A 23,917-nucleotide genomic window follows, 5' to 3' on the forward strand; every position below is an offset into this window, starting at 1 on the left:
CTCATAGCCTTGGTTCTGTGGTCGAACCCAAACGACGAGATTTGATTTGGATATATCGATACCGACCCAGGAAATCATGGCAAAACCCTCTTACACTCAGAAATGAGAGTGCTCTGGCTTTGCCCACGCTTGTGATTCGAGTGCCGCTCGTACAACTGTTCGGGCTTATGGGCCAGAGTAGAAAGGTAGATGGCAGCTTTGCTCCCACTCGTGCTTCAAGCACCGCGGACTCACAGCTTGCCATCTACCCCTCTCACCCCAGAGTTTATTCCCTTACTCAGACACAAGCGGGCTTGCTCGCGATGGCGGCGTACATCTGCTAGAGATTCAACTGATACACCACTTCCCTCAGCTCGCCGCGTCCTTGTACGCCTTCAACGTCCTGAGCCGCTCGCGCTTGATCGCCTCGCCCAGTTCCGGGCCCTTGAAGCCTTTTTCCAGCAAGGGCTGGACCGCCACCCCGCGAGCCGCCGCCGCGGCCCCTCGCAGATAGTCAGCCTGTGGATAACTGCGCTGCTCAAACCCTTTGCGTCCTCGCGCGTCCATCTCGCAGGCCGCAATGAACTCTTCAAAGCGCTGGGGCCGACGGTACACATCAAAGCTTTGCAGCAGTTCGAGCAGCGTGGATGCCTTCAACTCCAGCGCGCGATGACCGTGGGTGTGATATTGCCCCACCAATAGCGCCAGTTCCTGGCAGTCGCGCGGCACCTTGAAGCGCTCGTTGACGGCCTTGATCAGCTTCAGTCCCTTGTGTTCATGGGCGATGTGGCGCGGCCATTCGTGTTCGGGTGTCAGGCCTTTCCCCAGGTCATGGAGCAGGCAAGCCCAGCGCACGGTCAGCGGTTGGCTGTGACGGGCGGCCTGCTCCAGCACGCCCAGGGTGTGGATGCCGGTGTCGATTTCCGGGTGATGGGCTTCGGGCTGGGGGACGCCGAACAGCGCATCGACTTCGGGCATCAAGACCTTGAGGGCGGTGCAGTCGCGTAGTACCTGGATGAACACCTGTGGTTGGTCTTCCATGAGTGCCCGGGAAATTTCCTTCCAGCTGCGCTCGGGCGTCAACGCTTCGAGCTCTCCGGATTCGCTGAGCTGGCGCATCAGCCCGAGGGTCTGCTCCGCCACTTTGAAACCCAGCGGCGCGTATCGCGCGGCAAAGCGGGCGACGCGCAGGACACGGAGCGGATCTTCGGCGAATGCGGGGGAAACGTGGCGCAGTATGCGGGCTTCAAGGTCTTGCTGGCCGTGGTATGGATCGGTCAGGTTGCCGTGGTCATCCTCGGCCATGGCGTTGATCGTCAAGTCCCTGCGGATCAGGTCTTCTTCGAGGGTGACCTCGGGACTGGCATGGAACACGAAGCCGCCGTAGCCCCGGCCGCTCTTGCGCTCGGTGCGGGCGAGGGCGTATTCCTCGCCCGTCTTCGGGTCGAGGAACACCGGAAAATCGGCTCCCACGGGGCGAAACCCCCTGGCGAGCATTTCATCGGCAGTGGCCCCTACCACGACTCGGTCGACGTCAGTGACGGGAATGCCCAGCAAGCGGTCGCGCACCGCGCCGCCGACTTTGTAGATCTGCATAAAAAACCTCCGTTGGCCCGACAGGATAACCCTTTACGTCGGACTTCCGGAGGCGAAAACGGGATCAGAGATGGACGACGGCCAGGTCCAGGCGGCCATAGTCCCCTTCGCCCTGTTCGTTTCGGGGCGGCACGTGATGGGTTTTCATCACTTGGTCGCCCTGCAGGGTTTCCAAGTGAATGTCGAAGCCCCAGAGGCGGTGCAAGTGCTTGAGCACCTCGTCGGTGGAATCGCCCAGCGGTTTGCGATTGTGGGCCTGGTGTCGCAGGGTCAGGGAGCGATCGCCACGGCGGTCGATGCTGTAGATCTGCACGTTGGGTTCGCGATTGCCCAGGTTGTATTGGGCGGCCAGGGTTTCGCGGATGATGCGATAGCCGCTTTCGTCGTGGATGGCCGGCACCAGCAGGTCGTCCTTCTGGTCGTCATCGAGGATGCTGAACAGTTTCAGGTCGCGGATCACCTTGGGCGAGAGGTACTGCAGGATGAAACTCTCATCCTTGAAGCTGCTCATGGCGAACTTGATGGTGGACAGCCAGTCCGCGCCGGCAATTTCGGGGAACCAGCGGCGATCTTCTTCGGTAGGGTCCTCGCACATGCGCCGGATGTCGCGGTACATGGCGAAACCCAGGGCATAAGGGTTGATGCCGCTGTAGTACGGGCTGTCGAAACCGGGCTGGAACACTACGCTGGTGTGGGACGTCAGGAACTCCATCATGAAGCCGTCGGTGACCAGGCCTTCATCGTACAGGTCGTTCATCAGCGTGTAGTGCCAGAAGGTCGCCCAGCCTTCGTTCATGACCTGGGTCTGGCGTTGTGGATAAAAGTACTGGGCAATCTTGCGCACGATTCGCACGATTTCCCGCTGCCACGGCTCCAGCAGCGGCGCGTGTTTTTCAATGAAATAGAGGATGTTCTCCTGGGGCTCGGCAGGAAACCGTGCATTGTCCTTCTCGTTGTATTTGTCCGCGCCCTTGGGAATGGTGCGCCACAGGTCGTTGATCTGCTTCTGTAAGTGCTCTTCGCGATCCTTCTGGCGCCGGCGTTCTTCTTCGGCGGAAATCGGATAAGGGCGCTTGTAGCGGTCCACGCCGTAGTTCATCAGGGCGTGGCAGGAATCCAGCAGGTCTTCGACGGCATCGATGCCGTGGCGCTCCTCGCATTGCATGATGTACTGCTTGGCAAACACCAGGTAATCGATGATGGAGCTGGCGTCGGTCCAGGTGCGGAACAGGTAGTTGCCCTTGAAGAAGCTGTTGTGCCCATAGCAGGCATGGGCCACCACCAGTGCCTGCATGCAGATGGTGTTTTCTTCCATCAGATAGGCGATGCACGGGTCGGAGTTGATCACGATTTCATAGGCCAACCCCATCTGGCCCCGGCTGTAGGACTTCTCGGTGCTGAGGAAATGCTTGCCGTAGGACCAGTGGTGATAACCCAGCGGCATGCCGACCGACGCGTAGGCGTCCATCATCTGCTCGGCGGTGATCACCTCGATCTGGTTCGGGTAGGTGTCGAGGGCGTAGCGGTCCGCGATACGGCTGATTTCGCGGTCGTAGGCCTGGATCAGCTCGAACGTCCATTCGGAGCCGGTGGAGATGGGCTGGCGCTTCTGCTCTTTTTTGGCGGTCATGTCACTAACCTGCGCTGGAAGAGTTCACGGAAGACCGGGTAGATATCCCCGGCCGAGACCAGTTGCTGTTGGGCAAATGTGTCGGAAAACGCTTCGGCAATCCGTTCGTATTCATACCACAAGGCCTGGTGTTCCCGTGGCGTGATTTCCACATAGGTGTAGTACTGGACGAACGGCATGATCTGGTTGATCAGGATGTCGCGGCAGATCGGCGAATCGTCGTTCCAGTTGTCGCCGTCCGACGCCTGGGCCGCGTAGATGTTCCATTCGTTGGCCGGGTAGCGTTCGGCCATGATTTCCTGCATCAGCTTCAGGGCGCTGGAAACGATGGTGCCGCCGGTTTCCCTGGAATAGAAGAATTCTTCCTCGTCGACTTCCCGGGCGCTGGTGTGGTGGCGGATGAACACTACGTCGATCTTGTCGTAGTTGCGCTTCAGGAACAGGTACAACAGGATGAAGAAACGCTTGGCGATGTCCTTGGTGGCCTGGGTCATGGAGCCGGACACGTCCATCAGGCAGAACATCACGGCCTTGGAGCTGGGATTGGGCTGTTTCACCAACAGGTTGTACTTGAGGTCGAAGGTGTCGAGGAACGGCACGCGGTGGATGCGCGCACTGAGTTTCTCGATTTCCGCTTCCAGGTCCTGGATGTCGCCGAAGTTGTCCGGCTCCTCGCGCTTCAGGCGGGCCAGCTCTTCCTTGGCTTCGCGCAGCTTGGCGCGGCTGCTGCCCGACAGGGCGATGCGCCGGGCGTGGGCGGAGCGCAGGGTGCGGATGATGTTGATGCGCGATGGATTGCCTTCGTTACTGATACCGGCGCGCACGGTCTTGAAGGTGTCGGTGCCGGTCAGGTTGCGCTTGACCAGGTTGGGCAGTTCCAGGTCCTCGAACATGAACTCCAGGAATTCCTCCTGGGTGATCTGGAACACGAACTCATCCATGCCTTCGCCGGAATTGCCCGCCTTGCCGGGCCCCTTGCCGCCACCACCGCCCTGTGGCCGGGGGATGTGCTCGCCGCTGGTGAATTCCTTGTTGCCGGGGTGCACGACGGTCTGCTTGCCACCACGGCCGTGGTGAAGCACCGGTTCATCGATGTCGCGACCGGGGATGCTGATCTGCTCGCCGTGTTCCATGTCGGTAATGGAACGCCGGCTGACCGCCTCTTCGACGGCCTTCTTGATGTGGTCACGGTAGCGCCGTAGAAACCGCTGGCGGTTCACCGTGCTCTTGTTCTTGCCGTTAAGGCGTCGGTCGATCACATAGCTCATAGGCCCCTCCGGGCAGCTTCAAGTGATGAGCTACAAGCTCCAAGTAGAAGCAGTCACCCACTTGCCGGGGCTGACGCGCTTTTTCTTGCAACTTGTAGCTTGCAGCTTGCAGCTGTTCTATTGCGATTTGCGGACCCGCAGGTACCACTCGGAGAGCAGCCGTACCTGTTTGTCGGTGTAGCCACGTTCGACCATGCGTGTGACGAAGTCGTTGTGTTTTTGCTGGTCCTCCTTGCTGGCCTTGGCGTTGAAGCTGATGACCGGCAGCAAGTCCTCGGTGTTGGAGAACATTTTCTTCTCGATAACCACCCGCAGCTTCTCATAGCTGAGCCAGGTGGGGTTCTTGCCATTGTTGTTGGCCCGGGCGCGCAGTACGAAGTTGACGATCTCGTTGCGGAAATCCTTCGGATTGCTGATGCCGGCCGGTTTTTCGATTTTCTCCAGCTCCTCGTTCAGGGCGACGCGGTTGAGGATCTCGCCGGTTTCCGGGTCGCGATATTCCTGGTCCTGGATCCAGAAGTCCGCATACAGCACGTAGCGGTCGAAGATGTTCTGGCCATACTCGCTGTAGGACTCCAGGTATGCGGTCTGGATTTCCTTGCCGATGAACTCGATGTAGCGCGGCGCCAGGTATTCCTTGAGGAAGCGCAGGTAGCGCTCGCGGGTTTCGGCCTGGAACTGCTCCTGTTCGATCTGCTGTTCCAGCACGTACAGCAGGTGGACCGGGTTGGCGGCGATCTCGTGGGGATCGAAGTTGAAGACCTTGGAGAGGATCTTGAACGCGAAGCGCGTGGAGAGCCCGTTCATCCCTTCGTCGACGCCCGCATTGTCGCGGTATTCCTGGATCGACTTGGCCTTTGGATCGGTGTCCTTGAGGTTTTCACCGTCGTACACGCGCATCTTGGAGTAGATGTTGGAGTTCTCCGGTTCCTTGAGGCGCGACAGCACCGTGAACTGGGCCAGCATCTTCAAGGTGTCGGGGGCGCAATGGGCCTTGGACAGCGAGCTGTTGAACAGCAGCTTGTCGTAGATCTTCACCTCATCGGTCACCCGCAGGCAGTACGGCACCTTGACGATGTAGATCCGGTCGATGAAGGCCTCGTTGTTCTTGTTGTTGCGGAAGGTGTGCCATTCCGATTCGTTGGAGTGGGCCAACAGGATGCCGGTAAACGGAATCGCCCCCAGGCCCTCGGTGCTGTTGTAGTTGCCTTCCTGGGTGGCGGTGAGCAGCGGGTGCAGGACCTTGATGGGCGCCTTGAACATCTCGACGAATTCCATCAGGCCCTGGTTGGCCCGGCACAGTGCGCCTGAGTAGCTGTAGGCGTCGGCGTCGTTCTGCGGGAATTCTTCCAGCTTGCGGATATCGACCTTGCCGACCAGCGCCGAAATGTCCTGGTTGTTTTCATCGCCCGGCTCGGTCTTGGCCACCGCGATCTGGTTAAGGATCGAGGGATAGAGCTTGACCACCCGGAACTGGCTGATGTCGCCGCCGAATTCGGCCAGGCGCTTGGTGGCCCATGGCGACATGATGGTATTGAGGTAGCGGCGTGGGATGCCGAAGTCTTCCTCGAGGATGGCGCCGTCCTCGGTGGCATTGAACAGCCCCAGGGGCGATTCGAACACCGGCGAGCCCTTGATGGCGTAGAAGGGCACCTTTTCCATCAATTGCTTGAGTTTCTCGGCCAGGGACGATTTACCGCCACCTACGGGGCCGAGCAGGTAAAGAATCTGTTTCTTTTCTTCCAGGCCTTGGGCGGCGTGGCGGAAATAGGACACGATCTGCTCGATGCATTCTTCCATCCCGTGGAAGTCTGCAAAGGCTGGATAGCGGCGAATCACCTTGTTGGAGAAGATTCGCGAGAGCCTCGAGTTGGTCGAGGTGTCCAGCAGTTCCGGTTCTCCGATTGCCAGCAACAGACGCTCCGCAGCCGATACGTAGGCGCTGCGGTCCTGCTTGCAGAGTTCGAGGTATTCCTGCAGCGAGTATTCCTCCTGCCGCGTGGACTCGAAACGTTGCTGGAAGTGGCTAAAAATACTCATGACGTCACCTCGCTCGATACGTGGAGCCGGTGTCGGATCAATCAGTCGTTGCTGGACAGCCGCTGGGAACCCAGTGGCCGTTTACCCCCCAGAATGCTTCCAGGCATGCAGGCTTCCTGAAAGCTTACTCCCGATTACCCGCGCGCCGGTGTACCGGCTCTCCCCTGTTTTGGATGGCCTGAGGCTAAGGATAGTTCGGAATGGGAAAGGTAAAGGCGCAATACGTAATTAGTTATGGCTGACCGTTCGTCCGCCACCGCTCAAGCCCGCGGATCACGCGGGCTCTGGCGAGATAAAAAATTATTCGTGGGTGTCGTGTGTCGTTTCTGTCGGAAAAGTCGCACGCCATAACTCGAAACCACCGTCCAGGCTGTAGACGTCACTGAAGCCCTGGCTGACCAGATAGGCGGCTGCGCTCTGGCTGGAGTTGCCGTGGTAGCAGACCACCACGGTCGGCGCGTCGAGGTCGGCGCCGCGGATGAAGTCGGCGATGGAATGGTTGTCCAGATGCCGGGAGCCGCTGATGTGCAGCGCGGCAAAGGTGGCAGGGTCACGGACATCGACGACCACCGCGCCTTGCTCGCGCAGGGCCTGGGCCTGTTCCGGGGGGATGCGTTTGAATTCGGTCATGGGGAACTCCTGTGGCCCGGCCTGGCGCTGGTCATGGGGCCGCGCCGGCTGGCTGTGATGCGGTGGTCGGAAGGTGGGTTGTGGCGTGGCCCTGGTCGTCGCAATCGCAACGCAGTTGTTCGCCGGTGTCGACATTCATCAGGGTCATCGCGCCGCCCCATACGCACCCTGTGTCGAGCGCGTAGACGCCGGGTTCGTCGCATTGGCCTTCCAGCGCCGCCCAGTGGCCGAAGATGATCTTCAGGTTCCGGGTCTTGCGCGTCTTGTGCTTGAACCAGGGCGCGTAGCCGGGAGGCGCCGTCTCGACGCCTTCCTTGCCCTTGAGGTCGAGCTTGCCTTCGGCGGTGCAGAACCGCATGCGGGTGAAGTAGTTGGTGATGACCCGCAGGCGGGCTGCCCCGGTGAGATCATTGTCCCACTTGACCGGCTCGTTGCCGTACATGCCGTCGAGGTAGGGACCGAACAAGTTGTCGTCGCGCAACGCTTGCTCGACTTCGGCGGCGCACTTGAGCGCCTTGCGCAGGGACCACTGGGGCGCAAGCCCGGCATGGACCAACGCCAGGTTGCGCTGCTCGTCATAGTGCATGAGCTTTTGCAGGCGCAGCCACTCCAGCAATTCGACGCAATCGGGCGCTGCGAGTATTTCGCCCAGGGTGTCGGATTTTTTCAACCGCTCGATGTTCTGCCAGGCCGCCAGCAAGTGCAGGTCGTGGTTGCCGAGCACGCACACCAGCGACTGGCGGATGCTGTAGAGAAAGCGCAGCGTTTCGAGCGATTGCGGGCCGCGGTTGACCAGGTCGCCCACCAGCCACAGCGTGTCTTTCTGGGGGTCGAACGCAACCCGTTCCAGCAGGCACTTGAGCGGGTCGAGGCAACCTTGCAGGTCACCCACCGCATAAGTGGCCATCAGTGCAGGGCTCCGGGCACCGCCAGGCGAAAGGGCTTGATGATGGCATCGAAGCGCTGGCCGTCTTCGGCGAGCATCTGGTAGGTGCCTTGCATGGTGCCGACGCGAGTCGTCATCACGGTGCCGCTGCTGTAGTTGTGGCTCTTGCCGGCGTCGATCAGCGGTTGCTGGCCGACCACGCCCTCGCCACGGACTTCCTCGACATGGCCGTCGCCGTCGGTGATGACCCAATGCCGCGACAGCAGCCTGGCCGCTAGCGAGCCGTTATTGCGCACGGTGATGGTGTAGGCGAAGGCAAAACGGTTGTGCTCGGGTTGCGATTGTTCTGCCAGGAAGCGGGTGGTGACGCTGACGTCGACCTGGTAACGAGGATCGGACATGCAAGAGGCCTTAAAAACGAAGCGGGACGCGGGCGTGACTGAGGGGGTCAGTCTAGGCCAAGTATCGGGTAGTAGGCCAGAGCGGCGTCCCACCCGATAGCGCTCATCGTCCGTTAGCTGGCATCGGCTTTGGAGGCGACCTGTTCGCTGAGCTTGTCGGCAAGGCGCACGAAAGCCGCCAGGTCCAACTGCTCGGGCCGCAGGCTGCCGTCGACGCCGGCGGCTTCGATTTCGGCGCTGCTGAGCAACAGTTTCAAGGTATTGCGCAGGGTTTTGCGGCGCTGGTTGAACGCTTCGCGCACCACCCGCTCAAGCAGGCGATGGTCCTTGGCCGGGTGCGGCAGGACAGCGTGCGGGACCAGGCGGACAATGGCCGAATCGACTTTCGGCGGCGGGTTGAATGCCCCTGGGCCGACGTTGAACAGGTGTTCGACCCGGCAATGGTACTGGACCATGATCGACAGCCGGCCCCAATCGCCACCTCCAGGCCCTGCGGCCAGGCGCTCGACCACTTCTTTCTGCAACATGAAGTGCATGTCGCGGATCAGGCCGGCGTTGCTCAGCAGGTGGAAGATCAGCGGTGTGGAGATGTTGTACGGCAGGTTACCCACCACCCGCAGGCTGTTCGGCGCGGCGTTCAGGCTATTGAAGTCGAACTTCAGCGCGTCGCCCTGGTGCAGGCTGAAATTGCTCTTGCTGGCGAACTGCTGGTTGAGGATCGGCACCAGGTCCTTGTCCAGTTCCACCACGTCGAGTTGCGCGCCGCTGCCCAGCAGGCCTTCGGTCAGGGCGCCCTGGCCCGGGCCGATTTCCAGCATGCGATCGTCGGGCTTGGCATTGATGGAGCGCAGGATGCGATCGATCACGCCGGCGTCGTGCAGGAAGTTCTGGCCGAAGCGCTTGCGCGCGCGGTGTTGGTATTGCTCGGTCATAAATGGGTCTCGGCCATCTGGTAGGCGGTTTCCAGCGCGACTTGCAGGCTGCCGGTGTCGATCTTGCCGCTGCCGGCCAGGTCCAGGGCGGTGCCGTGGTCCACGGAGGTGCGGATGATCGGCAAGCCCAGGGTCACGTTGACCGCAGCGCCGAAGCCTTTGTACTTCAGCACCGGCAGGCCCTGGTCGTGGTACATCGCCAGCACTGCGTCGCAGTGCTCCAGATATTTGGGGGTAAACAGAGTGTCGGCCGGCAGCGGGCCATGCAGATTCATGCCCTCGCCGCGCAGGCGTTCCAATGTGGGTTCTATGATGTCGATTTCTTCACGACCCAGGTGTCCGCCTTCGCCGGCGTGGGGGTTGAGCCCGCAGACGAGGATGCGTGGCCGGGCGATGCCGAATTTTTCCTGCAGGTCAGCGTGCAGGATGCGCGTGACCCGCTCCAGGCGTTCGGCGGTGATGGCATCGGCGATATCCCGCAGGGGCAGGTGAGTGGTCACCAGGGCCACGCGCAGGCCGCGGGTCGCGAGCATCATCACCACTTGCGCGGTGTGGGTCAGGTCTGCCAAAAATTCGGTATGGCCGGAAAAGGCGATGCCTGATTCGTTGATCACGCCCTTGTGCACCGGGGCCGTGATCATGCCGGCGAAATCCCCGTCCAGGCAGCCTTGGCCGGCGCGGGTCAGGGTTTGCAGGACAAAGGCGGCGTTGGCTTTTTCCAACTGGCCGGTGATGACCGGGGCGCCCAGCGGCGTGTCCCAGACATACAGGCTGTTGGCGGGCGCCGGCACGTCCGGCCAGGCCTGCGGCGTCACCGGCAACAGGTCGACGACCACCCCCAGTTGCGCGGCCCGCTCAAGGAGCAGGTCGCGGCTGGTGATGGCAATCAGGGGGTGTGGCTGGGGCTGCGAGGCGAGCAGCAGGCACAGGTCGGGACCGATGCCGGCAGGCTCGCCGGGGGTCAGCGCGAAACGCTTGGGTTTCACTGCGCTGCCTGGTCTGCACCAGGGAGTTTGATCTCGACATAGGCTTCGTCGCGAATCTGACGCAGCCAGGTTTGCAGCTCTTCGTCGTATTTGCGGTTGCGCAGCACGGTCATTGCCTGCTGTTCACGGGCCTGGCTGGTGCTGTCGGTGGCGCGGCGGCCAAGGACTTCCAGCACGTGCCAGCCATAGGGGCTCTTGAACGGCTTGGACAGTTGGCCTTGCGGCGTCTCGGCCATGACCTGGCGGAACTCGGGCACCAAGGCGTTCGGATCGACCCAGTTGAGGTCGCCGCCATTGAGGGCCGAACCCGGGTCTTCCGAGAAGCTCTTGGCCAGCTCGGCGAAATCTTCGCCCGCTTCGATGCGGTCGTAGAGTTTCTCCGCCAGACGCTTGGTCTCGGCTTCGCTGCGAATCTCGCTTGGCTTGATCAGGATGTGGCGGACATGCACTTCGTCACGAACCTGGGTGCCGCCACCGCGTTTTTCCAACACCTTGAGGATGATGAAACCGCCGGGCGTACGTGCTGGCTGGGTGATGTCGCCGACGGCCATGGCGCTCAGCTCACGGTCGAACGGTGGTGGCAGTTGAGCAGGCTTGCGCCAGCCCATGTCGCCGCCTTCCAGGGCGTTTTCGCTGCCGGAGCGGGCGACGGCCATCTGGCCGAAGTCAGCGCCTTGCTTGAGTTGCTGGTAAACGTCCATGGCCTGGCGGTAAGCACTCTGAATGGCTTCGGAGTTGGCGCTTTCCGGGGTCGGGATCAGGATGTTGGCCAGGTGCAGTTCTTCGGACAGCTGCATCTTGCCCAGGTCGGAGGCGAGGAAGTTCTTCACTTCCTGCTCGGACACCTGGATGCGCTCGGCCACGCGGCGCTGGCGCACGCGGCTGATGATCATCTCGCGACGGATCTGGTCGCGGGCGTCCTCGTAGGAGAGACCGTCACGGGCCAGGGCGGCGCGGAATTGCTCCAGGCTCATGTTGTTGCGCTGGGCAATGGTGCCGACAGCCTGGTTCAGCTCTTCATCGGTGATGCGGATACCGGAGCGTTCGCCGATCTGCAGTTGCAGGTTCTCGACGATCAGGCGCTCCAGCACTTGTTGGTCCAGCACGCCCGGAGGTGGCAGGCCGCCACCGCGCTTGGCGATGGTTTGCTGTACTTCATGGACACGTTGGTCCAGTTGGCTCTGCATGACCACGTCGTTGTCGACGATGGCCACCACTTTGTCGATGGATTGAACCGCGGCGTTGGCCGCGGTACCCAGGAACAATGCGCCCAGCATCAGCGGGCGCAGACAATCAGAAAGCTTGGTCTTCACGTTCACGATAACCTTGGATGCCTTTGTCGAGGAAGCTCTCTACCTTGGCGCCGGTGAGGCCGCCGAGTCCCTTCAGAACAATTTGGAGGAAGACGCCGTGGTCGCCTTTTTCGTTTTCAGGGGCGGCTTGACTGAATTCTTCATAGTCGACCCAGTAACGGTTGATCAGGCGCAGTTTCCAGCAGCAGTTGTCGTATTCGAAACCACCAAAGGCTTCCAGGGTACGATTGCGGTTGTAGTCATACTGCCAACGGCTGATCGCGTTCCACTGTGGCACGATCGGCCAGATGACCGAGAAGTCGTGCTGCTTGATCTTGTAGTAGTCCTTCACGTAGCCAGGCTGGCCTGGCGTGCCGTAGTCGCCGCCGCCCACTTGCCATCGGCCGGTGGTCTGATCGTAGCGGACCTGATCGTTGCGATAGCGGTAACCGGCATTGATGACCTTGTTCGGGTTGTCTTCCGGCTGGTAGTGGAACATCGCACTGCCCGAGCGCGGGCTGTGGGTATCCGGGTCCCAGTTGTAATCGGCCGTGGTGCGCCAGTCGCGGTTCCAGCGGTATTCGTATTCCAGTGCGTAAGGCGAAACATTGGAGTGCGCATCTTCACGCGTCCTGAAGTCGATGCCCGGCAGTTGGACCTCGCGATCCTTGAAGTAGAAAGCCTGGCCTACGCTGATGCGTTGACGCTCGAAGCCGTCTTCCTGGATCCAGCGGTTGGTCACGCCCAGGGACAACTTGTTTTCGTCGCCGACACGGTCGGAGCCGCTGAAGCGGTTATCCCGGAACAGCGACGAGTAGCTGAAGGTGCTTTCGCCGGTGTCGAAGACCGGAATGTCGCTCTGGTCCTTCTCCGGCACATACAGGTAGAACAGGCGCGGTTCCAGGGTCTGACGGTAGTTCTTGCCAAACCACTGGGTGTCCCGGTCGAAGTACAGCCCGCTGTCGATGCTGGCAATTGGAACACCACGGCTCTGGTTGCGGCTGTAGGTGCCGTTCAGGCGGTCGCCTTCGGCGCCTTGGTTGGCGATATCGGCTTTGCCCTGGTTATCCAGGTCCAGATCGTAACGGGTGTACTGGTACTTGAGCGATGGCTTGATGAAACCATAGCTTGCGTTCATCGGGAGGCTGACTATCGGGGCCAGGTTCATCCGGTCGCCGGTCGCGCGGGCAAGCCCAAATACATGAGTATCCAGGAAATCCGTTCCGGCTATTCCACTGACAGGGTCAACTGGGCCGCCGTCTTTATCGAGGTATTTGCCCTTTCTAAGATCCCGATCAAACCTTACGAACTCAGTGTTATACGCAAAGTCCAGACCACCCGGATGCTGCGGCAACGCACCATTGAAGGTGATCTGCGGCAGGCGATCATACGGCGTGATGTTGGAGACCGTGGCCATCTGATAGGCCTGGACATTCAAACGTGTCGTAAACGTGTCACCCCGGTAGCTGACCGCACCCTGCTGGTTCACGTAATCCCTGGACTCGACACCGATCTGGTCGGTCTGCAAGTCCTGGAAGTAGTAGGGGTCGCTGATCTTGGTGTAGTCGACTTCGGTCGACACACGCGAGTCCAGGCCGCCCTTGTGCTGCCAGTTGTACATGTAGCGGGTCTTGCTGTAGTCGGTCTGCTTGCTGCGATCGTCGTCTTCGTCGTTGAGGTAGGCGGCACCGAACTGACCTTCGCTGGACTTGGTCAAGTAGCGGAATTCGCCTTCCATCAACAGGCCGCGCTTGCTCATGTAGCGCGGGTACAACGTGGCGTCGTAGTTCGGCGCCAGGTTGAAGTAGTACGGGGTGACCAGCAGGAAGCCGGTGTCGCTGCCGCTGCCGATGGTCGGCGGCAGGAAGCCGGACTGGCGACGGTCGTCGATCGGGAAATAAATGTACGGTGTGTACAGGACCGGGAAGTCCTTGACCCGCAGGGTCACGTTGGTCGCGGTACCGAAGCCGGTGGCCGGGTTCAGGGTGATGTTGTTGCCCTTGAGCGTCCAGGCGTTGCTGTTCGGTTCGCACGTGGTGTACGTGCCGTCCTTGAGGCGGATGATCGCGTTCTCGGCGCGCTTGGCGTACAGGGCGTTACCGCGGATGCGTGATTTGTGCATCACGTATTCGGCGTTGTCGACCTTGGCTTCGCCGGTGTCCAGCTGCACATCGGCGTGGTCGCCGACGATCAGTGCACCGTTGTCGCGAACACGCACGTTGCCGCTCAGCTCGCCACGGTTCTCGGCCTGGTACAGGCTGGCCTCGTCGGCCTCGACCTGCATGCTGCCCTGGCGCATGACCACGTCACCGGCCAGGGTCGCCACCTGCTGTTCCTGCTCATAGCGCGAAGCCTTGGCGCCGAGGAAGGTCGGAGCGTCGCTCTTGGCGGTCTTGTCGTTCATGCCAGGGCGAGACGGTTCGATATAGGCGCCGGAGCAATAGGGGCCGGTTTCAGCCAATTGCGCCGGGGTGAGGTTCTCCCGTGGAACCCAGTCCAGGTGGCTGTAGTCTTCACTGCGCGACTTCAGGCCGCGGCCCTTGGCTTCGGTGACAAGCATCGGTTTTTCACCGGCCTGTTCGACCGAGCCGCTTTCGGCCGGCGCATCGCTGCTGGAAGAAACGGCACTGCCGTCATGCACGGGACGCGGCGGCAAGGCCGCGGCCGGTGTCTTCGGTGCACAGTCCCAGGCACCCGAAGCGGAGACGGAGCAGTCATACTGCTGCGCCGCGACGACGAATGAAGAGGCCAGGGGTTGCAGGGCCAGCAGACTGCCGGTGACCAGCAACGGAAATTTTTTACGAAACGCGGGGGATTTCAATGCCATCTTATTAGTCCGGGCTTCCTGCGTGCCATCTGCCCGCGGTGTGGGCCGCACGCCTCTCGATGGTCTGAAAAAGATGCTGGATAATAAAGCATGACCCGCTTGACGGCTAGCGCCGTCGGAGACCCTTGCAATGCCCGACCAAGATGTACGCCTACAACACCTTAAAGTTTGGCTCGATGAACAACTGCCGATCCTTTTTGCCCGCGAGGGCTGGGGTGCCGTACCCCCGGCCACATTGACCGCGGCCAGCAGCGACGCGAGTTTCCGGCGTTATTTCCGCTGGGAAGGCGAGGGCCGCAGCCTGATCGTGATGGACGCGCCACCGCCCCAGGAAAACTGCAAACCGTTCGTGGATATCGCGTTTTTGCTGGCGAAATCCGGCATCAACGTGCCAAAAATTTATGCCGAAGACCTCGAACGTGGCTTTCTTTTGCTCAATGACCTGGGCAATCAGACCTACCTGGATGTGATCAACGGCGAAAATGCCGACGATTTATTCCGCGATGCCCTGCAGGCTCTGTTGGCTTTCCAGCAACTGCCCATGGTGGCGCCCCTGCCGAGCTACGACGTCGCCTTGCTGCGTCGCGAGCTGGAGCTGTTCCCCGAGTGGTACGTCAAGCGTGAGCTGGGCATCGAGTTCGATGGCGCCCAGCAGCAGCTCTGGCAGCAAGCCAGCGACCTGCTGATCGACAGCGCACTGGCCCAGCCAAAGGTGCTGGTGCATCGCGACTACATGCCACGCAACCTGATGCTCAGTACGCCGAATCCCGGTGTGCTGGACTTCCAGGATGCGGTCTACGGCCCCGTCACCTACGACGTGACCTGCCTGTTCAAGGATGCCTTCCTCAGTTGGCCCGAGGCACGCGTGCGCGGTTGGCTGCGGGACTACTGGCAGCAGGCCGGTGCCCTGGGCATCCCGGTTCAGCCGCAGCTCGAGGATTTCCTGCGGGCCAGCGACCTGATGGGCGTGCAGCGTCATCTCAAGGTGATAGGGATCTTCGCGCGCATCTGCCACCGTGACGGCAAGCCCCGTTACCTGGGCGATGTGCCGCGCTTCTTCGCTTATATAGACGCCGTCGTTGCCCGGCGTCCCGAGCTGGCTCCCCTGGCCGAGTTGCTCGGCAGCCTGCGTCCATCGGCTGGAGCCACGACATGAAGGCGATGATCCTGGCGGCGGGCAAGGGCGAGCGCATGCGCCCCCTGACGCTTACCACCCCCAAGCCGCTGATTCGCGCGGGCGGCGTGCCCTTGATCGAATACCACCTGCGGGCCCTGGCGAAGGCCGGGTTCACCGACATCGTGATCAATCACGCCTGGCTCGGCCAGCAGATCGAGGATCACCTGGGAGACGGTACTCGCTTTGGCCTGAGCATCCGTTACTCGCCCGAAGGTGAGCCGCTGGAGACCGGCGGCGGTATCTTGCGTGCGATGCCGTTGTTGGGCGAAGACGCGTTTGTGGTGGTCAATGGTGACGTCTGGACCGACTACGATTTCAGCTCCTTGCGCAAGCCGCTCGAAGGGCTGGCGCACCTGGTGCTGGTGGACAACCCCGCGCATCACCCGGAAGGCGATTTCATTCTGATCGATGGAAAGGTTCAGGATGAGGGCGCCGCTGCCGACAAACTGACCTACAGCGGCATCGCGGTCCTGCATCCGGCACTGTTCGACGGTTGCACGGAGGGCGCATTCAGGCTGGCACCCCTGCTGCGCAAGGCCATGGCCGAGGGGCGCGTCAGTGGGGAGCGCCTGCAAGGGCATTGGGTCGATGTCGGTACTCACGAACGTTTGGCGCAGGTCGAAACCTTGATAGAAGCGAGCGGTTGATATGTGGTGGCCAGGGACTCTGATTGGAGCCGGGGCGGGCTTTGCCATAGCCAGCATTCCGGGGGCCATGCTCGGCGCGTTGCTGGGGCAGGCGCTGGACCGGCGCCTGAATCTGCACGACTGGGCGCAGGTGCGCGAGCGGTTGGGCGGACGTCCGGCGCTGCGCAACGACGAGCTGTTGTTTGTCTTGCTGGGCCGGTTGGCCAAAAGCGATGGACGCGTGGTCGATGGCCATATCCAGCAGGCTCGCCAGGAGATGCGCTCGCTGGACTTGAGTGAGCCGGCGCAGCGCCGGGCCATCGCGGCATTCAACCGTGGCAAGTCGCAAAACGTCCCGTTGCGCGGCTACCTGCGACGCCTGGCTGTCCAGCCTCATGCGGCCGAGGGTGTTTTGCGCGCGTGCTGGCGGATGGTCTGGGCGGACGGTCGCGCGGGTGAAAGCGAGCGTGAACTGATTGACCGTTGGGGCAAGTGGCTAGGTTGGACGCCGCAGCAGGTCAAGGCGCTGGCGGCGGATTACGAGCCGCAGAAACTGTCGCTGCCCAGCAGTGGCGTGACCTATCAGGAGGCGCTGCGCCTGCTGGGGGTTTCGGCCACCAGCGAACCGTCGCAGATCAAGCGGGCCTACCGACGCCTGCTCAGTCGCCACCATCCGGACAAGATCGCCGGCAGCGGGGCCACGCCGTTGCAGGTGCGTGAAGCGACCGAGAAGACCCGGGAACTGCATAACGCCTATCGGCTGATTCGCGAGCGCCGGGATTTTCGCTAGTCCCGCAGGACCGGTTACCGCCCCATGACGAGGGCGCTCGCTCCCTCGTCATGGACTAAAGGCTTCTATTGCCCCGCATTCTGCGGATTCAACCAACCGCGTACCCGACGAAACAGCTGTTCCTGGTCTGCCGAGAAATTGGGCAGCGCCTTGAGGGCCACCTGGCTGAAGGTCGAGTCTTTCAAGCGCTTGCTCGCCTGCAGACGCTCCAGCGCCGCGTTGCGGTCCAGCGGCTTGTCCATGTAGAAGAGGTCGGCGGTCGCCAGTTTCAAGGTCGGCGTCAGTTCGGCCAGGCCAGGCTTGGCGGCGACTGGCGCCTGGGCGGCCACCATCACGAAACGTTCGACTTGCGGCGGCTGCCGCTCATTCAGGTAACGCGCAGCCCAATAGGCCCCCGTGCCATGGCCCAGCAGCACGATGTGGCGTGCACTCTGCTGTTCGGCGAAGGCCAAGGCGGCATCGATGCGGGCGAAGATGCGCTCGGCATCGGCCTTGGCGTGCTCTTCACCGGTTTCGGCGACGGCCGGATCCGCCGCGTCGGCTTCGCCCCCGGCCACTTGTTCGATCGGTGCCGCCGTGGTGGCATCCGGTGCTGCGGCGGCGGTGTCCGCCGGCTTGATGTCCGGGGGTGTTTGCACCACGCGTGGAGCGATCACGTCGCTTTGCAGGTCGGGGAGGGTGATACTCAGGCTGCTCCAGGCTACATCGGGCAGTTTCTTGCGCAACGGGCTGATGACTTGCGGCCAGTCAGCCGTTTCTCCAGCGCCGGGGACCAAAATGACCGCGCCCTTCGGGTCGCTGCTGTTGGCCGGTTTCCAGAGGGCCAGGAAGGTGTCGCTGCCGGCTTGCAGTTGCTGCTGTTCCTGGGACGGTACCTTTCGTTCCAGGGCGTTGGCTTCTTCCTGACTACGCTCAAGCAGGGGTTGGCGCTCGGCGGGCTTCTCGGCCGGTTGCTCCGCAGCGGCGGGGGCCGGTTCGCTGGCCTGTGCAGAAAAGGACCCCGGCAGGATCAGCGACAGGCACAATGCTGGCAAGGCCAGGCGGTAAACAGAGGGCATCGGATATTCCATGACCAGAAGTAGTTCCGGCAGCCTAATGGGTTGGTCAGTATTTGTCAGTGCATGAGACTTCGATGATGCGTTTTTGCTGCCTGTGGGTTATCGGCTGTTTATGGCTTCCCTTGATGGCGTGGGCCGCGCCCGCGCCGCCCACGCACGGGGTCGCGCTCAATGCCCAGCAGCGCCAATGGCTGGCGCAACATCCGCAACTGCGGGTCGGCCTGGTGTTGCAGGCGCCCTATGCGCAATACGACCGGCGCCTGCAACGCCTGTCTGGCACCAACGTCGAGCTGATGCAGTGGCTGGGCAAGGCGTTGAACGTGGAACTGACCTGGCGCAACTTCCAGGACACCGCACAATTGGAGGCGGCGCTGCGCGACGGCGAGGTGGATGTCGCGCCTGGCCTTACCCAGTCCCCGAGCGGGCTTCGGCTCTGGCAGTTTTCCGATCCTTACATGCGCGTGCCGCAATTGATCGTCGGTGAACAGAAAGGCGCCGAGGGCGTGGAATTGGAAAAGCTCGACGCCCAGGTTCGCGTGGCGGTGCGCATGCCCAGTGCCACCGCGGATTACCTGCGCGCCACCTACCCGATGTTGAATCTTCAGGGCGTGCCGGTGGAGCGCGAGGCCCTGCAATTGCTGCTCAGCCAACAGGCCCGCTACGCCGTGGTCGACGAGGCGCAGTTGGGCCGGCTGATGGTGGAGCCGGAATTCGCCGGGTTGGTGGTGGTCGGCGACATCGGCTTGCCGCAGTTGCTGCGTGTGGCCACGCGCCGGGACTGGCCGGAACTGGCCGAGATCATCGACAGCGGCTTGCAGGCGATTCCGGCCAAGGAGCTGGAGCAACTGCACAGTCGCTGGCTCAAACCCAAGTACCCGCGCCTGACCGAGACACCGGGCTTCTGGCAGAACCTCACCCTGCTGATGCTGGCCTTGTCATTGAGCTGCATCGCCATCGTCTTCTGGCAGCGCCGCCAGCAACGGGCGTTGGAGCGGCGACTGCGGGCCGCGCGCGAGGACATCGCCCAGCGAGCCGCCAGCGAGGAAGCTTTGCGCCTGACGCAGTTTTCCATTGACCAGAGCACGGTCGGCATCCTCTGGGTCAATTGGGACAGCCACGTGCGCTATGCCAACCGCGCCGCCGAAACCATGCTCGGCTATGCCCCCGGCGCCATCATCGACCGCCCCTTGATCGACTTCGAGCCGGGCCTGCACATGGATCGCTGGCTGAACCTGTGGAAGCGCGCCCGTGCCAGCGAGGACGGGCCACAGAGTTTCGAGACCGAATGCGTGCGCGCCGACGGCAGTATCCTGCCGGCCGACGTGTCGTTGAGCTTTTTGCGCTTTCGCGACGCCGAATACCTGGTGGTCTACCTCAACGACGTGACCGAGCGTCGACGCGCGCTGGCGGCCTTGCGTGAAAGCGAGGCGCGCTTGCAAGGCATCGCCGCCAACGTGCCGGGCCTGGTGTTTCGCCTGGAGCGGGCGCCGGGCAGTGGCCAGATTGATTTTGCCTACATCAGCGAGGGCAGCGAGAGCCTGGTGGGGTATTCCCCCGCGACCCTTGCCCGCAGTGACACCGGGCTGCGCAGCCTGGTGCATCCGCAGGACAAGGCCAGTTACCACCGCACCCAGGACCAGGCGCTGGACAGCGACAGCGACTGGTCGTGGCAGGGCCGCATCCTGACCCGCGAAGGCCAGGAGCGCTGGGCCGAGATCAAGGCGATCACCCGGCGGCTGGAAGATGGCGCCTACGTCTGGGACGGCATTGTCTGGGACATCACCGACAGCAAACGCATCGAGTTGGAGCTGGCCAGCTCCCGGGAGCAGTTGCGCGAGTTGTCGGCGCACCTGGAAAGCGTGCGGGAAGAGGAAAAGGCCCGCATCGCCCGGGAAGTCCATGACGAGTTAGGCCAGATGCTGACGGTGTTGAAGCTGGAAACTTCCATGTGTGAACTGGCCTACGCGCAACTGGACCCAGGCCTTCAGGAACGACTCAACAGCATGAAGCGCCTGATCGCCCAGTTGTTCCAGCTGGTGCGGGACGTGGCGACGGCGTTGCGTCCGCCGATCCTCGACGCGGGCATCGCCTCGGCCATCGAATGGCAGGCCCGGCGCTTCGAGGCCCGTACGCAGATTCCGTGCCTGGTGCAGGTGCCGGACAATTTGCCCCCCCTGAGCGATGCCAAGGCCATTGGCCTGTTCCGGATTCTCCAGGAGGCGCTGACCAACGTGATGCGCCATGCCCAGGCGCATACCGTGGAACTGACGCTGGTGCGCGAGGGCGATGAATTGTGTCTGACCGTCAGCGACGACGGTGTAGGATTCATCGCAGCGGCAGGTCGGCCGACATCCTTTGGCCTGGTCGGCATGCGTGAACGGGTGCTGATCATGGGCGGGCGGTTGTCCCTGGAAAGCCACCCGGGGGAGGGGACTACACTGGCGGTATGGGTGCCGTTGGAGGAGGCCTGATGGTTTGGGTTGCCTGGGCTGACACTATCGCGAGCAAGCTCGCTCCCACATTGATTGAGGTGTACACAAACCTTGTGGGAGCGAGCTCGCTCGCGATGAGATCCTGAATCTGGAGAAGAATGTGATCCGTGTACTGGTAGCCGAAGACCACACCATCGTCCGCGAAGGCATCAAGCAGTTGATCGGCCTGGCGAAGGACCTGGTGGTGGTGGGTGAGGCAAGCAATGGCGAGCAACTGCTCGATATCCTGCGCCAGGTGCCTTGCGAGGTCGTGCTGCTGGATATTTCCATGCCGGGCGTCAATGGCCTGGAGGCGATCCCGCGGATCCGTGCGCTGAACAATCCACCCGCGATCCTGATGCTGTCGATGCACGACGAGGCGCAAATGGCCGCTCGCGCCCTGAAAGTCGGCGCCGCGGGCTACGCGACCAAGGACAGCGACCCGGCCCTGCTGCTCATGGCGATTCGCAAGGTGGCGGCCGGCGGCCGCTACATAGACCCGGAACTGGCGGACCGGATGGTTTTCGAAGTCGGCCTGACCGACACGCGCCCGTTGCACTCACTGCTGTCGGAGCGTGAATTCTCGGTGTTCGAGCGCCTGGCCCAAGGCGCAAACGTCAATGACATCGCCCAACAACTGGCCCTGAGCAGCAAGACCATCAGCACCCACAAGGCGCGGCTGATGCAGAAACTCAACATCACCTCCCTGGCCGAGTTGGTGAAGTACGCCATGGAACACAAGTTGCTCTAGACCTCACCGGACGCCCCTGTGGGAGCGGGCTTGCTCGCGAAAGCGTCAGCCTGCTCGACACCCCTATCGACTGATGCACCGCCTTCGCGAGCAAGCCCGCTCCCACAGGGGTGATGCGTTGGCATATCCATTTGCGACACGCTCCAGCACGGCTGCTCGCCCTTGCTTGCCGCCTGCCGCTCGAAGCTCGTGGCTGCATTTATCCAATCCCGCCATCCGTGTAGGGCAATCCCTACCCCCGCACTTCCATCCGTCTGAGGTGATTCTCTCCTGCGCCCCGATTTGCGCGGGGGCGAGGCTCCACTAGGCTTGATTCACAAGCAGTCATCAATACAAAAGGTGCGGGTATGAGCCAGGTCGATTCAAGCGCGGGGGCCAGCGATGTGCTGGTCAGCTTTCGTGGTGTGCAAAAGAGCTACGATGGCGAGAACCTGATCGTCAAGGACCTCAACCTGGACATTCGCAAAGGCGAATTCCTCACCCTGCTCGGGCCGTCCGGCTCGGGCAAGACCACCAGCCTGATGATGCTCGCCGGGTTTGAAACCCCGACGGCCGGTGAAATCCAACTGGCCGGGCGCGCCATCAACCATGTGCCGCCGCACAAGCGCGACATCGGCATGGTGTTCCAGAACTACGCGCTGTTCCCCCACATGACCGTCGCCGAGAACCTCGCGTTCCCGCTGACCGTGCGTGGCCTGAACAAGAGTGACGTGAGCGACCGGGTCAAGCGCGTGCTGAGCATGGTTCAACTGGACACCTTCGCCCAACGCTACCCGGCGCAGCTGTCCGGCGGCCAGCAGCAGCGCGTGGCGTTGGCCCGGGCCCTGGTGTTCGAGCCGCAACTGGTGCTGATGGACGAACCCCTCGGGGCGCTGGACAAGCAACTGCGCGAACACATGCAGATGGAAATCAAGCACCTGCACCAGCGCCTTGGCGTGACCGTGGTCTACGTGACCCATGACCAGGGCGAAGCCTTGACCATGTCCGACCGCGTGGCGGTGTTCCATCAGGGCGAGATCCAGCAGATCGCGCCACCGCGCACGCTTTATGAAGAGCCGAAAAACACCTTCGTTGCCAACTTCATCGGCGAGAACAACCGCCTCAGCGGCCGCCTGCACAGCCAGACCGGCGATCGCTGCCTGGTGGAGCTGGGGCGTGGCGAGAAGGTCGAGGCGCTGGCGGTCAACGTCGGCCAGCCGGGCGAGCCGGTGACCCTGTCGATCCGTCCGGAGCGGGTGAGCCTCAACGGCGCAAGCGAACAATGTGTCAACCGCTTCTCAGGGAGGGTGGCGGAATTCATCTATCTGGGCGACCACGTCCGGGTTCGCTTGGAAGTCTGCGGCAAGAACGACTTCTTCGTGAAACAGCCGATTGCCGAGCTCGATCCCGGGCTCGCCGTCGGGGACGTGGTTCCGCTTGGCTGGCAAGTCGAGCATGTGCGTGCGCTCGATCCCCTTCTAGAGGCGAATTGATCGCCCCCTGCTGTACCAACACCAACCCTGCACGTGGAGAGAACAATAAATGTTGAGATCCCTGAAGTTCACAGCCCTGACCCTGGGCATGATGGGTGCGGCAAGCGCGATGGCGGCGGGCCCGGACCTGACCGTGGTGTCTTTTGGCGGGGCGAACAAGGCGGCGCAGGTCAAGGCCTTCTACGCACCTTGGGAAGCGGCCGGCAACGGCAAGATCGTCGCTGGCGAGTACAACGGCGAAATGGCCAAGGTCAAGGCCATGGTCGACACCAAGAGCGTTTCCTGGGACCTGGTGGAAGTCGAGTCCCCGGAATTGTCCCGCGGTTGCGACGAGGACATGTTCGAGCAACTGGACCCGGCCCTGTTCGGCACGACCGAAGACTACGTCAAAGGCGCCATCCAGCCGTGCGGCGTCGGCTTCTTCGTGTGGTCGACCGTCCTGGCCTACAACGCTGACAAACTGAAGACCGCGCCGACCAGTTGGGCCGACTTCTGGGACACCAAGCAATTCCCGGGCAAGCGTGGCCTGCGCAAGGGCGCCAAGTACACCCTGGAATTCGCCCTGATGGCCGACGGTGTCGCGCCCAAGGACGTGTACAAGGTGCTGGCCGGCAAGGATGGCCAGGACCGTGCGTTCAAGAAACTCGACGAACTCAAGCCGAACATCCAGTGGTGGGAAGCGGGCGCCCAGCCGCCGCAGTACCTGGCCTCCGGTGACGTGGTCATGAGCTCGGCCTACAACGGCCGGATCGCCGCGGTACAGAAGGAAAGCAACCTGAAAGTGGTGTGGAACGGCGGCATCTACGACTTCGACGCCTGGGCCATCCCGCGCGGCCTGGACAAAACCCGCGCCGAAGCGGCGAAGAAGTTCATCGCTTTCTCGGTGGCACCGCAACAGCAGAAGACCTACTCGGAAAACATCGCCTACGGCCCTGCCAACACCCAGGCCGTACCGTTGCTGGCCAAGGATGTGATGAAAGACATGCCGACCACCCCGGAAAACATCGCTAACCAGGTGCAGATCGACGTCAGCTTCTGGGCTGACAACGGTGAGCAACTGGAGCAGCGCTTCAACGCCTGGGCGGCGAAGTAACCCGACAGTCTG

General features: G+C 62.2%; 19 protein-coding genes. 7 read left to right on the top strand and 12 right to left on the bottom strand.

Features of this window, described 5'->3' with window-relative positions:
* Window positions 1-348: 348 nt before the first annotated feature.
* From AD664_RS25780 to AD664_RS25830, 11 genes are all read right to left on the bottom strand, one after another.
* Window positions 349-1,575 (bottom strand): multifunctional CCA addition/repair protein, encoded by a 1,227-nt coding sequence (locus AD664_RS25780; RefSeq protein WP_053151260.1) that lies wholly within the window; start codon window positions 1,573-1,575, stop codon window positions 349-351.
* A gap of 64 nt (window positions 1,576-1,639) precedes the next feature.
* The gene (locus AD664_RS25785; protein ID WP_053151262.1) at window positions 1,640-3,205 is read right to left on the bottom strand and encodes a SpoVR family protein; all 1,566 of its coding nucleotides are present in this window, start codon (window positions 3,203-3,205) and stop codon (window positions 1,640-1,642) included.
* Entirely contained in the window at window positions 3,202-4,473 is a 1,272-nt protein-coding gene (locus AD664_RS25790; protein WP_003206179.1) for a YeaH/YhbH family protein, read from the bottom strand. Before AD664_RS25790 ends, AD664_RS25785 begins: the two co-directional genes overlap by 4 nt.
* 117 nt (window positions 4,474-4,590) lie before the next feature.
* Window positions 4,591-6,513 carry a PrkA family serine protein kinase gene (locus tag AD664_RS25795; protein ID WP_042730372.1) on the bottom strand — a complete coding sequence of 641 codons (1,923 nt, stop codon included), beginning with the start codon at window positions 6,511-6,513 and terminating at the stop codon, window positions 4,591-4,593.
* 300 nt (window positions 6,514-6,813) lie between these two features.
* On the bottom strand, window positions 6,814-7,143 hold the full coding sequence (gene glpE / locus AD664_RS25800) for a thiosulfate sulfurtransferase GlpE (RefSeq protein WP_053151264.1): 330 nt from the start codon (window positions 7,141-7,143) through the stop codon (window positions 6,814-6,816).
* A gap of 31 nt (window positions 7,144-7,174) precedes the next feature.
* Window positions 7,175-8,050 (bottom strand): symmetrical bis(5'-nucleosyl)-tetraphosphatase, encoded by an 876-nt coding sequence (locus tag AD664_RS25805; protein ID WP_053151266.1) that lies wholly within the window; start codon window positions 8,048-8,050, stop codon window positions 7,175-7,177.
* Window positions 8,050-8,430 carry a Co2+/Mg2+ efflux protein ApaG gene (gene apaG / locus AD664_RS25810; protein WP_053151268.1) on the bottom strand — a complete coding sequence of 127 codons (381 nt, stop codon included), beginning with the start codon at window positions 8,428-8,430 and terminating at the stop codon, window positions 8,050-8,052. Before apaG ends, AD664_RS25805 begins: the two co-directional genes overlap by 1 nt.
* A gap of 113 nt (window positions 8,431-8,543) precedes the next feature.
* Entirely contained in the window at window positions 8,544-9,362 is an 819-nt protein-coding gene (gene rsmA, locus AD664_RS25815) for a 16S rRNA (adenine(1518)-N(6)/adenine(1519)-N(6))-dimethyltransferase RsmA (RefSeq protein ID WP_053151272.1), read from the bottom strand.
* On the bottom strand, window positions 9,359-10,348 hold the full coding sequence (gene pdxA / locus AD664_RS25820) for a 4-hydroxythreonine-4-phosphate dehydrogenase PdxA (RefSeq protein WP_053151274.1): 990 nt from the start codon (window positions 10,346-10,348) through the stop codon (window positions 9,359-9,361). The genes rsmA and pdxA overlap by 4 nt, the downstream gene beginning before the upstream one ends.
* Complete coding sequence (gene surA, locus AD664_RS25825; RefSeq protein ID WP_157061609.1) at window positions 10,345-11,661, bottom strand: peptidylprolyl isomerase SurA; 1,317 nt, start codon at window positions 11,659-11,661, stop codon at window positions 10,345-10,347. The genes pdxA and surA overlap by 4 nt, the downstream gene beginning before the upstream one ends.
* Complete coding sequence (locus AD664_RS25830) at window positions 11,642-14,467, bottom strand: LPS-assembly protein LptD (RefSeq protein WP_053151281.1); 2,826 nt, start codon at window positions 14,465-14,467, stop codon at window positions 11,642-11,644. Before AD664_RS25830 ends, surA begins: the two co-directional genes overlap by 20 nt.
* A gap of 130 nt (window positions 14,468-14,597) precedes the next feature.
* Here AD664_RS25830 and AD664_RS25835 point away from each other — a divergent pair, with 130 nt between their 5' ends.
* From AD664_RS25835 to AD664_RS25845, 3 genes are read left to right on the top strand one after another with little or no spacing between them, the layout of a single operon-like run.
* Window positions 14,598-15,623, top strand: coding sequence for an aminoglycoside phosphotransferase family protein (locus AD664_RS25835; protein ID WP_053151284.1), 1,026 nt, complete (start codon window positions 14,598-14,600; stop codon window positions 15,621-15,623).
* A complete protein-coding gene (murU, locus tag AD664_RS25840; protein ID WP_053151287.1) occupies window positions 15,620-16,291 on the top strand; it encodes an N-acetylmuramate alpha-1-phosphate uridylyltransferase MurU in 672 nt (223 codons plus the stop codon). The genes AD664_RS25835 and murU overlap by 4 nt, the downstream gene beginning before the upstream one ends.
* Before the next feature lies 1 nt (window position 16,292).
* A complete protein-coding gene (locus AD664_RS25845; protein WP_053151290.1) occupies window positions 16,293-17,060 on the top strand; it encodes a TerB family tellurite resistance protein in 768 nt (255 codons plus the stop codon).
* Between the two features lie 65 nt (window positions 17,061-17,125).
* Here AD664_RS25845 and AD664_RS25850 read toward each other — a convergent pair whose 3' ends face one another.
* Window positions 17,126-18,118, bottom strand: coding sequence for an alpha/beta hydrolase family protein (locus AD664_RS25850; protein WP_053151293.1), 993 nt, complete (start codon window positions 18,116-18,118; stop codon window positions 17,126-17,128).
* Window positions 18,119-18,192: 74 nt separating this feature from the next.
* Between AD664_RS25850 and AD664_RS25855 the strand changes: the two genes are divergently transcribed.
* The 4 genes from AD664_RS25855 (at window position 18,193) to AD664_RS25870 (ending at window position 23,905) form a co-directional block, all read left to right on the top strand.
* Entirely contained in the window at window positions 18,193-20,589 is a 2,397-nt protein-coding gene (locus AD664_RS25855; protein ID WP_053151296.1) for a PAS domain S-box protein, read from the top strand.
* Between the two features lie 121 nt (window positions 20,590-20,710).
* Window positions 20,711-21,340 carry a response regulator transcription factor gene (locus AD664_RS25860; RefSeq protein ID WP_042730721.1) on the top strand — a complete coding sequence of 210 codons (630 nt, stop codon included), beginning with the start codon at window positions 20,711-20,713 and terminating at the stop codon, window positions 21,338-21,340.
* 347 nt (window positions 21,341-21,687) lie between these two features.
* On the top strand, window positions 21,688-22,812 hold the full coding sequence (locus AD664_RS25865; RefSeq protein ID WP_053151300.1) for an ABC transporter ATP-binding protein: 1,125 nt from the start codon (window positions 21,688-21,690) through the stop codon (window positions 22,810-22,812).
* A 49-nt stretch (window positions 22,813-22,861) separates the two neighbouring features.
* Window positions 22,862-23,905: an ABC transporter substrate-binding protein gene (locus tag AD664_RS25870; RefSeq protein WP_053151302.1), complete on the top strand. Its 1,044-nt coding sequence runs from the start codon at window positions 22,862-22,864 to the stop codon at window positions 23,903-23,905.
* The last annotated feature ends 12 nt before the right edge of the window (window positions 23,906-23,917 follow it).

It is taken from the genome of Pseudomonas sp. P97.38 (assembly GCF_001269745.1).
Lineage (GTDB): Bacteria > Pseudomonadota > Gammaproteobacteria > Pseudomonadales > Pseudomonadaceae > Aquipseudomonas > Aquipseudomonas chlororaphis_E.

Excerpts from the sequence above, each read along its gene's own strand:
- AD664_RS25790 (WP_003206179.1), bottom strand. The coding sequence starts at position 4,473 with ATGAGCTATGTGATCGACCGACGCCTTAACGGCAAGAACAAGAGCACG.
- AD664_RS25830 (WP_053151281.1), bottom strand. The coding sequence starts at position 14,467 with ATGGCATTGAAATCCCCCGCGTTTCGTAAAAAATTTCCGTTGCTGGTC.
- AD664_RS25865 (WP_053151300.1), top strand. The coding sequence starts at position 21,688 with ATGAGCCAGGTCGATTCAAGCGCGGGGGCCAGCGATGTGCTGGTCAGC.
- AD664_RS25870 (WP_053151302.1), top strand. The coding sequence starts at position 22,862 with ATGTTGAGATCCCTGAAGTTCACAGCCCTGACCCTGGGCATGATGGGT.
- AD664_RS25845 (WP_053151290.1), top strand. The coding sequence starts at position 16,293 with ATGTGGTGGCCAGGGACTCTGATTGGAGCCGGGGCGGGCTTTGCCATA.
- glpE (WP_053151264.1), bottom strand. The coding sequence starts at position 7,143 with ATGACCGAATTCAAACGCATCCCCCCGGAACAGGCCCAGGCCCTGCGC.
- rsmA (WP_053151272.1), bottom strand. The coding sequence starts at position 9,362 with ATGACCGAGCAATACCAACACCGCGCGCGCAAGCGCTTCGGCCAGAAC.
- AD664_RS25835 (WP_053151284.1), top strand. The coding sequence starts at position 14,598 with ATGCCCGACCAAGATGTACGCCTACAACACCTTAAAGTTTGGCTCGAT.
- AD664_RS25780 (WP_053151260.1), bottom strand. The coding sequence starts at position 1,575 with ATGCAGATCTACAAAGTCGGCGGCGCGGTGCGCGACCGCTTGCTGGGC.
- AD664_RS25850 (WP_053151293.1), bottom strand. The coding sequence starts at position 18,118 with ATGCCCTCTGTTTACCGCCTGGCCTTGCCAGCATTGTGCCTGTCGCTG.
- AD664_RS25855 (WP_053151296.1), top strand. The coding sequence starts at position 18,193 with ATGATGCGTTTTTGCTGCCTGTGGGTTATCGGCTGTTTATGGCTTCCC.
- murU (WP_053151287.1), top strand. The coding sequence starts at position 15,620 with ATGAAGGCGATGATCCTGGCGGCGGGCAAGGGCGAGCGCATGCGCCCC.
- AD664_RS25805 (WP_053151266.1), bottom strand. The coding sequence starts at position 8,050 with ATGGCCACTTATGCGGTGGGTGACCTGCAAGGTTGCCTCGACCCGCTC.
- apaG (WP_053151268.1), bottom strand. The coding sequence starts at position 8,430 with ATGTCCGATCCTCGTTACCAGGTCGACGTCAGCGTCACCACCCGCTTC.
- AD664_RS25785 (WP_053151262.1), bottom strand. The coding sequence starts at position 3,205 with ATGACCGCCAAAAAAGAGCAGAAGCGCCAGCCCATCTCCACCGGCTCC.
- AD664_RS25795 (WP_042730372.1), bottom strand. The coding sequence starts at position 6,513 with ATGAGTATTTTTAGCCACTTCCAGCAACGTTTCGAGTCCACGCGGCAG.